The following is an 11,830-nucleotide window of genomic DNA, read 5'->3' as shown; positions in this document are numbered from 1 at the left end:
GGCGTGGCTCAGCGCTCCAGCAGCGGCAGCTTGTCCGGCTTGCCATCCCATTCGCCGGCGTCGGCAGGCGGGTCCTTGCGCACGGTCAACACCGGCCAGGCCTTGGCCAGCTCGGCGTTGAGGCCGACGAACACTTCCTGCCCAGCGGGCACGTCGTCTTCGGGGAAGATCGCGTTGACCGGGCACTCGGGTTCGCACAAGGTGCAGTCGATGCACTCGTCCGGGTCGATCACCAGGAAGTTCGGGCCTTCATGGAAGCAATCCACGGGGCACACTTCCACGCAATCGGTGTGTTTGCACTTGATGCAGTTTTCGGTGACGACAAAAGGCATGGCTGGATCTGGATCCGACAGTAAGCCGGACAATTCTAGAACAGGTTGGCCGCTGGCGCGGGATTGGATGTCACTTGTTGGTGCAACCGGGCCGGCCGCAGGCGCCCATCACCAGCGGAACGGGGTTTCTGGCAGTCCGGCGATGCCGGTTTCCACGACGAACACGCTGCCCGCGTAGGGGGCGGCTGCAAGCGCTTCAGGGCTGTGGTCCAGGCGCGAGCTGGTGACCATCAGCTGGCTCAGCCCCGGTCCGCCCAGCGCGACGCAGGTGGGGTTGCGGACCGGCATCGGCACGATCCGGTCGATCCGTCCGTCGGGCAGGTAACGGACCACCCGCGAGGCGCGCCACTGCGCATTCCACAGGCTGCCGTCGGCATCGATGATCGCCCCGTCCGGCTCCCACGCCGGGTCCTCCAGCCGGGCGAACCGGCGGGGATGGCTGCACTGCGCGCGCTCGGCGTCGTAGTCACAGCACCACAGCTCCGGCCGCACCGAATCGCAGTAGTAGAGGGTGCGGCCGTCGGCGCTGAAGCAGATCGCGTTGGGGATCACCACGCCAGGCAGGTCCAGCAGGCGCAGGCCGTGGCGCGTGCTGTACTGGTAGAAGCGGCCGAGGGGCTCGCGCGCAGGGTCCTCGTTCATGGTGCCGAACACCAGGTTGCCGGCGCGATCGGTGCGCCCGTCGTTGCTGCGGGTGGTGGGCTGTTCCGGTTGCACGTCGGCCAGCCACTGCAGGCGCAGCACGCCATCGGGTGCATCGATATCCACTCGCTGCAGGGAGCCGGCCAGGGCGAGCAGCAGTTGGCCATCCTCGCCTTCGGCCAGGCAGCCGGGGCGGTCGGGCAGGGGCCAGTGGCGGGGCGTGCCGATGGACGCCTCGTACTGCCACAGCCGCCGCGCGCTGATATCCACCCAGAACAGGCACTGCCGACGCGGTGACCACAGCGCGCCTTCGCCGTGGGTGCAGCGGCTGTCGACCAGCAGGGCGGGGGCGGCGGTATCGGCAGGCATCATCAGGGCAGGGGGATCGCGGCAGGGCCGGGCATTCTGCCACCGCCGGGGGCAACGGGTCGTGGGCATCGGCGGTATGCGCGACAGGACGTGTCGTCTCCGGGCCGATCCCGACCGCGGGCATGGTGTCGCTGCCCACACCTGTGCGACGCTGCGGCCATCCCGTGGTCGCGCGGTTGGGCGGCCGTCCTTTTCTTCGGCCAGGTGCGTCCATGTCCACACCGCTTCCCCGATCCGCCAGCAGCGGTGAGAACACCGCGTTCATCGTCCTGATCAGCTGCGTGGCCACCCTCGGTGGTTTCCTGTTCGGCTTCGACAGCGGGGTGATCAACGGCACCGTCGACGGGCTCAAACAGACCTTCCAGTCCAGCCAGGCCGGCATCGGCTTCGAGGTGGCCTCGATGCTGCTGGGCTGCGCGTTCGGTGCGTTCTTCGCCGGTCGCCTGGGAGATCGGCTCGGCCGGCGCGGGGTGCTGATCATCGCCGCGGCGATGTTCCTGCTGTCGGCGCTGGGTGCCGGTGCGGCGCACAGCTCGGCGCTGTTCGTGCTGGCGCGGGTGATCGGTGGCGTCGCGGTGGGTGCGGCCAGCGTGATGTCGCCGGCCTACATCGCCGAGGTGGCCTCGGCGCGCTATCGCGGTCGGCTGGCCACGATGCAGCAGATGGCGATCATCACCGGGCTGTTCTGTGCATTCCTCAGCAACTACCTGCTGGCGCGTGCAGCCGGGGCGTCGACCGAACCGCTGTGGCTGGGCCAGGAGGCCTGGCGCTGGATGTTCTGGATGCAGGCGTTGCCGTCGGCGCTGTTCCTGGTGCTGTTGCTGCGCATCCCGGAAAGCCCGCGCTACCTGGTTGTCAAGGGGCGGCATGCGCAGGCGCTGGGCGTGCTGACCCGGCTGTACGGCGCGGAGGAGGCGCGGGTCAAGGTCGCCGAGATCGAGGGTTCCCTGGCCGGCGACCAGCACCGGCCGCAGCTGTCGGACCTGATCGACAAGCGCGCCGGTGGGCTGCGCCGCGTCGTCTGGATCGGCATCGGCCTGGCCGTGTTCCAGCAGCTGGTCGGCATCAACGTGGTCTTCTATTACGGTGCGGTGCTGTGGCAGGCGGTGGGCTTCTCCGAGAACGACGCACTGCTGATCAACGTGCTCTCCGGTGCGCTCAGCATCGGGGCCTGCCTGCTGACCATCGTGCTGATCGACCGGATCGGGCGGCGACCGCTACTGTGGGTCGGCTCGCTGGGCATGGCGGTGTCGCTGGCGCTGGTCACCGTGGCGTTTGCCAGTGGCACCCTGGACGGCGGCCGGCTGCAACTGTCCGACGGCATGGGGCGGCTGGCGCTGATCGCGGCCAATGTCTATGTGGTGTTCTTCAACATGTCCTGGGGGCCGGTGATGTGGGTGATGCTGGGCGAGATGTTCCCCAACCAGATCCGCGGCTCGGGGCTGGCCGTGGCCGGTGCGGCGCAGTGGAGCGCCAATTTCGCCATTACCGTCAGCTTCCCGGTGCTGCTGACCGGGATCGGCCTGGCCGGTGCCTACGGCATCTACACGGTGGCTGCGGTGCTGTCGATCTTCTTCGTGCTGCGCTATGTGCGCGAGACCAAAGGCAAGGAGCTGGAGCAGATGGAGGGCTGAGCTTGGCCGGCCCTGCAACGCAAAAACCCCGCCGGAGCGGGGTTTCTGGTCGTTCTGCACCGCGACTGGTGCTCCCTAGGGGACTCGAACCCCTGTTTTAGCCTTGAGAGGGCCACGTCCTAACCTCTAGACGAAGGGAGCAGGCTTTGTCGCGAACTGCGCAGCGCGCTAGTATATGGACCTAGATGCCATTGGGCAATCCCGAAAACTCAACCGGAAGCGCCAACATCAATTCTTCTGCTACATCACCGTTCAGCCTGCGCGTGATTCCGCGCGACCAGCACACCATCTCCCGCAAGGACATCAGCCCGAACGCGTTGCGCGTGTTGTACCGGCTGCGGGATTCCGGGTTCGCCGGCTACCTCGTAGGTGGCGCCGTGCGCGACCTGCTGGTCGGTGGCAACCCCAAGGACTTCGACGTGGCCACCGATGCCACGCCCGAGCAGGTCAAGGCGCTGTTCCGCAACTGCCGCCTGATCGGCCGCCGTTTCCGGCTGGCCCATGTCGTGTTCGGTCGCGAGATCATCGAGGTGGCCACCTTCCGCGCCAACATCGATGACGGCAGCGGCGACCGCGAGATGGAAAACGGCATGCTGGTCCGCGACAACGTGTACGGCAGCATCGAGGACGATGCGATCCGCCGCGACTTCACCTGCAATGCCCTGTACTACGCCATCGAGGACTTCTCGGTGCGCGACTACACCGGCGGGTTCGAAGACGTGCAGGCGCGCCTGATGAAACTCATCGGCGACCCCGAGAAGCGCTACCAGGAAGACCCGGTGCGGATGCTGCGCGCGGTGCGCCTGGCGGCCAAGCTCGGTTTCCAGATCGACGACGCCAGTGGCGAACCGCTGCCGCGCCTGGCCGGCCTTCTGGCCGAAGCCGCGCCGGCGCGCCTGTTCGAGGAAGTGCTCAAGTTGTTCCTGTCCGGGCACGGCGTGGCCAGCTTCGAGGGCCTGGAGCGTTACGGCCTGCTGGATGTGATGTTCCCCGAGAGTGCCGCCGCACTGCGCAGCAACCGCAGCGGCGCGTTGCGCCGGATGGTCATCGAAGGCCTGCACAACACCGACCTGCGCGTGGCCAACGACGAGCCGGTGTCGCCTTCGTTCCTGTTCGCGCTGTTGCTGTGGCCGGCGTTCTGCCGCGCGCTGGCCAGCCTGCAGAAGCAGGGCATCGCGCTGGAAGAGGCGCAACGCCGCGCCGCAGACCGGGTGACCCTGCACCAGCTGACCACGATCGCGCTGCCGCGCCGCTTCTCCCTGCCCATGCAGGAGATCTGGCTGTTGCAGGGCCGTTTCAGCTCACGCCAGCGCAAGCGCGTGATCCGCACACTGACCCATCCGCGCTTCCGCGCCGCCTATGATTTCCTGGTACTGCGCCAAGTGGCTTCCAGCGAGCACAGCGCCGATGTGGAGTTCTGGCGCGAGGCCCAGTTGCAGTCCGGCACCGAGCTGGATTCGGCGCTGGATGCCGCGCACGTCGAGGGCGAGGGTGATGAGGACGGCGCACCGCGCAAGCGCCGCCGTCGCCGCCGCCGTCCGGGCGGGACTGCTGCAGGCGAGTAAGCGGTGACCGTCGCCTGCATCGGGTTGGGCGCCAACCTGGGGGACGCCGCGCAGACCCTGCGCGATGCGTTCCAGGCGCTGGCCGCATTGCCGCGCACCACGCTGCAGGCGCGCTCGCAGCTGTACAGCACGCCGGCCTGGGGCAATGAAGACCAGCCGGCCTTCGTCAATGCCGCCGCGCTACTGGATACCGCGCTGAGCGGGCCGGAACTGCTGGACGCGCTGCTGGCGATCGAGCGCGGCTTCGGCCGGGTCCGCACGCTCGGCGTGCACTGGGGCCCGCGCACGCTGGACCTGGACCTGCTGCTGTACGGCGAGGCGGTCATCGACCTGCCGCAGCTGCAGGTGCCGCATCCCTACCTGCACGAGCGCGCCTTCGCGCTGCTGCCGCTGGCCGAAATCGCCCCGGATGCGGTGATTCCCGGGCACGGCCGCGTGCGGGATGCTGTGGTGCGGGTCCCGGCCTGCGGGATCGCGCCAATAGGGGGATAATGCCCCGCTTATCGCCACCGGTTATCAGCTCATGAGTACCCACGCAGACAGCAAGCCCTGGACCGTGCCCGCGTTGGCCGAGGCCAAGCGCAACGGGCAGAAGCTGGTGATGTTGACCGCCTACGACGCCGGTTTCGCGCGTGCGTTCGATGCCAATGGCGTGGACCTGATCCTGATCGGCGACTCGCTGGGCATGGTGGTGCAGGGGCATGATTCGACCCTGCCGGTGACCACCGACGACATGGTCTACCACACCCGCGCCGTGGCCCGCGTGCTGCAGCGGGCGCTGCTGGTGGCCGACCTGCCGTTCGGCGCCGATGCCACCCCCGAGCGCGCGCTGGATGCCTCGTTGCGCCTGCTCCAGGCCGGTGCGGAGATGGTCAAGATCGAAGGCGCCGGCTTCAAACTGGACGTGATTCGTTACCTGGTCGAGCGCGAGATTCCGGTGTGCTCGCACCTGGGCCTGACCCCGCAGTCGGTGCTGCGTCTGGGCGGTTATCGCGTGCAGGGCCGCGGCGACGCCGCCCAGCAGTTGCGTGACGACGCCAAGGCCGCGGTCGACGCCGGCGCCACGCTCATCGTGCTCGAGTGCGTGCCCACCCCGATTGCCACCCAGGTCACCGCCGACGTGGCCGTGCCCACCATCGGCATCGGTGCCGGCCCCGGCTGCGATGGCCAGGTGCTGGTGCTGCATGACTTCCTCGGCCTGGACAGCGGCCATCGCCGACCCAAGTTCGTCAAGGATTTCCTTGCCGAAGGCGGTTCGGTCGCCGGTGCCGTCCGTGCCTACGCCGACGCCGTGCGCGACGGCTCCTTCCCCGACGCAGAACACGCCTACGCCTCATGATCGAAACCGTCACCGAACTGTCCCGCCTGCGCGCCGTCGTCAACGGCTGGAAGCGCGAGGGCCTGCGCGTCGCGCTGGTCCCCACCATGGGCAACCTGCATGCGGGCCACTATTCGCTGGTCACGCTGGCGCGGCAGTACGCCGACCGCGTGGTCTCCAGTGTCTTCGTCAATCCGACCCAGTTCGGCCCGAACGAGGACTTCACCCGCTACCCGCGCACCCCCGAGGCGGACACCACTGGCCTGGAGCAGGCCGGCTGTGACGTGCTGTGGCTGCCGACGGTCGAATCGATGTATCCGTTCGGCGTGGCGCTGGCGGCCAGCGTCAACGTGCCGGGCATCAGCGGCCTGCTGGAAGGCGCGCATCGCCCCGGCCATTTCGATGGCGTGTGCACGGTGGTCTCGCGCCTGTTCAACCAGGTGCAGCCGGACGTGGCCGCCTTCGGCAAGAAGGACTACCAGCAGCTGGCGGTGATCCGGCAGATGGTGGAAGACCTGGCTTTCCCGATCCAGATCGTCGGCGGGGACATCGTCCGCGAAGGCGACGGCCTGGCGATGAGCTCGCGCAACCAGTACCTCAACGCCGAACAGCGCCCGGTGTCGACCACCATCCACCAGGTGCTGCTGGGCATGCGCGAAGGCTTCATCGCCGGCAAGACCCGCAGCCTGATCGAAGCCGAGGCCACCGCCGCGCTGCAGGCGGCCGGCTTCCAGGTCGACTATGCCGTGGTGCGCCTGCCGGACCTGTCCGAGCCGGCAGACGCCAACGACGGCACCCGCGTGGCCCTGATCGCCGCGCGCATCGGCAACACCCGGTTGATCGACAACCTGGAGTTCTGAGGCCAAAGCGGCAGTGTCGACATACGAAGGGCGCCGGAGGGCGCCCTTCGTCATTGCTGGGGATTACTCGAATGGAGACGTGCCTCACTTGCACCGGAACGCGCTGATAGCGTAAGTTCACGTTTCGTTCACATGCGTGAATCCAAGGACAGGGATGGCTCACCTAGGATGTGCAGTGTGGAAGTGCGTGGCGGCAGGGTTGGTGGCGATCCTTGCCTTTGCGCCGCTGGGGGCGAAGGCGCAAAGCGAGGCCAACTTCTCCTGGGATGAACTAGACCGAAGACTGCCGTCCAGTAGCAGGGTCGAGGCTCTCGGGCCGACGCTGATGGGCGATGAGGTCAGCTTGTCCGACGGCGGTCTGGCTTTCTCGGTAGTGGATGTGAGCGTCCCTGGCAACAATGCGCTGCCGGTAGAGTTGAGGCGCCGGTACTCCGTCAAGGATCGCAAGGACACCATCAACGACGGCATGCTGGCCGACTGGCAGATCGATGCCCCTAACATCAGCGGCGTGTTCGCCCCGGACTGGATCAATACCGGTGAGCAGCCTGGCCGCCGGTGCTCGGCGGCCACCCTGCCGCCTGTGCCGATTCGTCATCAGCGTTCCGACTTCTGGCAGGGGCTGACGCTCAACGTCCCGGGCGGTGGAGAGATGCTGCGGCGGGCTGTCAACGCTCCCGCGCCTGCCGATGGAGCGTCTTATCCATGGAACAGCTCCGGGCAGATCCAAGTGGCATGTCTGGCGGCGATCCGCAATGGCGACGGGGAGGGGTTTATTGCACTGGCGCCGGACGGGACCAAATATCGTTTCGATTGGATGGCGCAGAACTCCGATCGTCGGGTGCGGCAGGTAGTCGGCTACAGCCCGAATACCGGGTCACCCTATTCGACGTATCTGAACCGTCGACACAATGCGCTCTACGCCACACGGGTAGAAGACCGCTTCGGCAACGCTGTCGAGTACACCTATGCAAACGCATGGAACCAACCGGCAAGGCTGACCCGCATTGCATCCAGCGATGGCCGCGTACTGAACATCAACTACACCGGCAGTTTTGTCAGTTCCGTCAACGACGGCGTACGCACCTGGCAGTACACCATTGACGGAATCTACAAAACCCTGACCCGGGTCCAATTGCCTGACTCAAGTGCGTGGAATATTCAGTTCTTGGATTTTGCGACGGCGCGCATCGAACACCCGGTGCCCCAGTATGAAACGCCACCCCTCAACGGCGACGGATTTCCGGTCGGCTCGGTGGTCCTGCCGACTGACATCTTCCGTACCTGTTCGGAGCAGATCCTTGCGCCGTCGATCGGCAACGTCGGCAACCCGATCGAAAGCCTCACCGGCACCGTCGTTCACCCGTCTGGCGCGGTTGCTACGTTCACGGTGGACCTGCAGCCGCATGGACGCAGCCATGTGCCATTGACCTGCAGCAACGTGAYAACGGTGGGCAGCAATCCGCCCTACTGGGGATATGGCAACGATCCGACCGACGACGTTCCGATCTATCCCATTTTCGCCTACACATTGACACTGCGCAGCAAGACCCTGCAGGGCAAGGGGATGCCTGCGGCGAATTGGACCTATGAGTACCTTCCAAATTTCGGCTTCGACCGCTATCCCGGTACCACCGAGGAATACCCGGTCTGCCCGTACAACACTTCAACGCAATGCGAGCAACCGCTGTGCACGTCCGAAAGCTGTGCCCAATCCAGCATCACCACTGTGCATGAGACGGATGGGCGCTGGCGACGATTCCGTTACGGCAATACGTATCGCTACAACGAAGGCAAGCTGCTGCAGGAAGAGGTCGGTAGTGGCACCTCGGTACTGCGCTCCACAACGTACAGCTACGACCTGAGCCGGGAAGACGCAGCATATCCGGCGCGTTATGGCACCAGTCTGAGACTCAATGGTGATGGCTTCCAGGGGGAATTCCATCGCCCGCAGATCCAGCGGACCATCCAGCAGGACGGCGTGGCGTACACCCGCGCCAGTACGGTGCTGGATGTGTTTTCACGGCCTACGGCCATTGCGCGATCCAACACCATCGGCTACCTGCGCACCGAGTCGGTTGGCTATTTCGACCAGTCTTCGCTGTGGGTGCTTGGCCAGGTCAGCCGTTCCGCTTGCATCGCACCCGCTTCATGCGCCAACGATGTGATGTTCAGCGTGGACTACGACCCATCCCTGGCGGTGCCGTTACGGACCTATCGCTTTGGTGCGATCGATCAGAATCTGACGTATCACGCGGACGGAACAGTTGCCAGCGTGGCCGATGCCAGAAGTTTGGCCGGAATCGATACAGCGGTTCATCTGTTGAACTGGAAGCGCGGCTATCCGCAGACGATTACCTATCCCGGCGGCCAGTCGAAGCGGGCCGTCGTGAACGACCAAGGCTGGATAACCTCTGAAACCGACGAGAACGGCTTCGCCACCAGCTATGCCTACGATTCAATGGGACGATTGAGTCAGGTAGTCTACCCCGCCGGTGACGCGACCATCTGGTTCAACAAGTCGCTGGGGTTCCGCCAGCTCACAAACGCCGATCCGTTGCCACCGGGTGTCATGGCCGGGCAGTGGCAGGAGCTGGTTGCGCAGGGAAACTACCGCAAGGCCACGTATTTCGATTCGATGTGGCGGCCTGTGCTTACCCAGGAATATGACGAGGCGGACCGTGCTTCGACGCTGAGCGTGGTATCGCGGGAGTACGACGCCTCCGGTAGGACTGTGTTCCAGTCCTATCCCAGCCGCGATGCAGTTCCGCCGGCGGTGGGTGAGTGGACGCGCCATGACGCGCTCGATCGAATGACCGAGTCCCGTCGCGATTCCGAGCTAGGCCAGCTTGTCACCCGCAATGAATATTTGCCGGGTAACCAGATCCGGACAATCAATCCCAAGGGAGCAATCACACTCACCGCCTACGATGCCTACGACGAACCGCAGTACGAGCTTCCGGCAAGCATGGATATGCCCGGAGGTATCCATATGGAGATCAATCGCGATGCCCACGGCAAGCCCCTGACCATCAGCCGGGTGGGGGCAGCGCAATGAGCCGCGTCGAACGACAGACAAGGGGAGCGCTGTCRCTTCTCCGCATCCTCATGGGCCTGGTGATGTCGGTCTGGGCGCTTCATGGAGCCGCACAGTCGCCGAATGCCGCGCGCTTCCGCGTTACAGCCACCAGCGGCAGCCAGCTGGTGGCCCCGGGCAACGTAGCGCTAAAGGTCGATCTGCTCGACGCCATCATCAATGGGGTCTATGAAGCAATCGACCATTCCTCTATGTACCTGATGCGCAATGGCGAACTCGTCGTGCTGGATGTCGATTGGGATCACCCGACCACGCAGTACTACAACGAGCAAGGCCTTGCTGCAGGCACCTACGATTTTGTGTTCATGGGGGTGGCGATATCCCACGATGCCTCGGGCAATGAGCGCTACCGGGAAGTACAGTCGCCGCTGGTGCGCGTCACCGTAAGCCAGCCCACGGGCTCGTTGTCGGCGAACCCGTCCAACTGCGTGATTCCTTGGGGCGCCAGTGCGTGCAGCGTCACTGTCTCGTGGAGCTCCAACGCTGCATCGGCGCAACTGTTCATCTCCAATCCCCAAGGGGCTGGTCCGGTTCTGTTGGCGCAAGGGGCAAGTGGATCGCAGGGCGTGTCGTCCATTACGGCTGCGGGCGCACGCCTCTCGCTGCGCGAAGGCGCTTACGTGCTGGCCAACATCGATGTCACCGGCATTCCCACGCCTAACCAGCAGCCGCAGGTCAGCCTTGTCGCACCGCAGGCCCATCAGGTGTTCCAGGCAGGTGCGGCGGTGGTGATGCAGGCCAGCGCCAGTGATGCGGATGACGGCATTGCACGTGTCGAATTCCTTGTCGACGGCCAGTGGGCAGGCGCCTCTACAACGGCTCCGTATGCATTCACCTGGGTGGCAACTGCAGGTGCGCACCAGCTCGTCGCGCGCGCCTTCGACACCCGGGGCGCTCGGGTGGATTCCACATCGATCCCGGTCTTCATTGCGTTGCCGCCATCTGTAACGCTCACCTCGCCTTCGCCCGGTGCGGTTCGGCGGGAGCCAGGCAGCTTTGTCCTGGCGGTTGCGGCTTCCGACCCGGACGGCACCATCCAAAAGGTGGAGTACCTCGTCAACGGCAACGTTGTGGCGACAACGACTGACGCACCGTTCTCGTCCTCGGTGGGCGGATTGCCTTCCGGCGTCTACGCGTTTGTCGCGCGCGCGACAGACAGTCATGGCCTGTCGGCGACCAGTGCACCGGTCAGCGCCACGGTGTTTGCCTCCAGTAGTGGGGCCGAGGGTCAGTCCGTCACACGGCGCTACACCTATAACGCGCGGCAGTTGTTGTGCAGGGTGGAAGAGCCTGAAACCGGCGTCACCCTGACGGGGTACGACCCGGCGGGCAACCTAGCCTGGAGCGCGGCCGGCCTACCGGGCAATGCCGCCTGTGAAGAAGCAGGGGACAGCGTCGAGGTGGCCAGCCGCCGCGTGGACCGCACCTACGATGCGCGCGGGCGCCTTGCCACGCTGCATTTTCCCGACGGCAAGGGGGACCAGATATGGGCCTATACCGCCGATGGCAAGCCCTCGGCGATAAGCGTATCCAACCCTGGCGTCGCGGTCCCGACGGTCACCACCTACGCCTACAACCGCCTGCGCCTGCTGGTGGAGGAAAGTCAGCAGCTTCCGGATGGGCGTGCCTGGACGGCGTCGCATGCCTACGACGCGCATGGCAATCGCAGTAGCATGCGCTACCCCGGTTCGGGACTGGTCGTGGATTACGCGCCTAATGCGCTGGGTCAGCCAACCCGGGTAGGCAGCTTCGCCGCAGGCGTTCAATGGCATGCCAACGGTGCGATCAARCAGTTCGCGTACGGCAACGGCGTGGTGCGGACCCTTGCCCAGAACACGCGCCAGCTTCCGACACGCGTATCGGACTGCGTGGGGGCTACCGGCTGTTCCGGGTCGGGCACGCGTTTGGATCTTGCGTATGCCTACGACCCTGCCGGCAATCCGGTCGAGATCACCGATCTGCGCAATGGCCGTCAGAGCCGGACTATGCAGTACGACGCCGCGGACCGGCTTGTGC

General features: G+C 65.7%; 9 protein-coding genes and 1 tRNA gene. 7 read left to right on the top strand and 3 right to left on the bottom strand.

Annotated features, from left to right (window positions below; translation table 11 throughout):
* Positions 1–8: 8 nt before the first annotated feature.
* Together fdxA and AC1DQP_RS09785 are read right to left on the bottom strand one after the other, a co-directional pair.
* Positions 9–332, bottom strand: a complete 324-nt coding sequence (gene fdxA / locus AC1DQP_RS09790) for a ferredoxin FdxA (RefSeq protein ID WP_108764771.1) — start codon at positions 330–332, stop codon at positions 9–11.
* Between the two features lie 108 nt (positions 333–440).
* Entirely contained in the window at positions 441–1,343 is a 903-nt protein-coding gene (locus AC1DQP_RS09785) for an SMP-30/gluconolactonase/LRE family protein (RefSeq protein ID WP_478051496.1), read from the bottom strand.
* A 212-nt stretch (positions 1,344–1,555) separates the two neighbouring features.
* Here AC1DQP_RS09785 and AC1DQP_RS09780 point away from each other — a divergent pair, with 212 nt between their 5' ends.
* Positions 1,556–2,977: a sugar porter family MFS transporter gene (locus AC1DQP_RS09780; protein ID WP_457318589.1), complete on the top strand. Its 1,422-nt coding sequence runs from the start codon at positions 1,556–1,558 to the stop codon at positions 2,975–2,977.
* Between the two features lie 66 nt (positions 2,978–3,043).
* On the opposite strand, the gene AC1DQP_RS09775 is transcribed toward AC1DQP_RS09780, so the two are convergent.
* A tRNA-Glu gene (locus AC1DQP_RS09775) sits at positions 3,044–3,118 on the bottom strand.
* A gap of 50 nt (positions 3,119–3,168) precedes the next feature.
* Between AC1DQP_RS09775 and pcnB the strand changes: the two genes are divergently transcribed.
* The 6 genes from pcnB to AC1DQP_RS09745 form a co-directional block, all read left to right on the top strand.
* Positions 3,169–4,542 carry a polynucleotide adenylyltransferase PcnB gene (gene pcnB, locus AC1DQP_RS09770; protein ID WP_478051497.1) on the top strand — a complete coding sequence of 458 codons (1,374 nt, stop codon included), beginning with the start codon at positions 3,169–3,171 and terminating at the stop codon, positions 4,540–4,542.
* Between the two features lie 3 nt (positions 4,543–4,545).
* Positions 4,546–5,034 (top strand): 2-amino-4-hydroxy-6-hydroxymethyldihydropteridine diphosphokinase, encoded by a 489-nt coding sequence (gene folK / locus AC1DQP_RS09765; protein ID WP_457318588.1) that lies wholly within the window; start codon positions 4,546–4,548, stop codon positions 5,032–5,034.
* A 31-nt stretch (positions 5,035–5,065) separates the two neighbouring features.
* Entirely contained in the window at positions 5,066–5,881 is an 816-nt protein-coding gene (gene panB / locus AC1DQP_RS09760; RefSeq protein ID WP_256774091.1) for a 3-methyl-2-oxobutanoate hydroxymethyltransferase, read from the top strand.
* Positions 5,878–6,720 (top strand): pantoate--beta-alanine ligase, encoded by an 843-nt coding sequence (gene panC / locus AC1DQP_RS09755; RefSeq protein ID WP_312238946.1) that lies wholly within the window; start codon positions 5,878–5,880, stop codon positions 6,718–6,720. Before panB ends, panC begins: the two co-directional genes overlap by 4 nt.
* 202 nt (positions 6,721–6,922) lie before the next feature.
* The gene (locus tag AC1DQP_RS09750) at positions 6,923–9,775 is read left to right on the top strand and encodes an RHS repeat protein (protein ID WP_478051495.1); all 2,853 of its coding nucleotides are present in this window, start codon (positions 6,923–6,925) and stop codon (positions 9,773–9,775) included.
* Positions 9,776–9,825: 50 nt separating this feature from the next.
* The coding region (locus tag AC1DQP_RS09745) for an Ig-like domain-containing protein (RefSeq protein ID WP_478051494.1) at positions 9,826–11,830 on the top strand (2,005 nt) is incomplete at its 3' end.

Source organism: Stenotrophomonas sp. P5_A8 (assembly GCF_056400545.1).
This window is presented reverse-complemented; position numbering and strand designations above follow the sequence as displayed.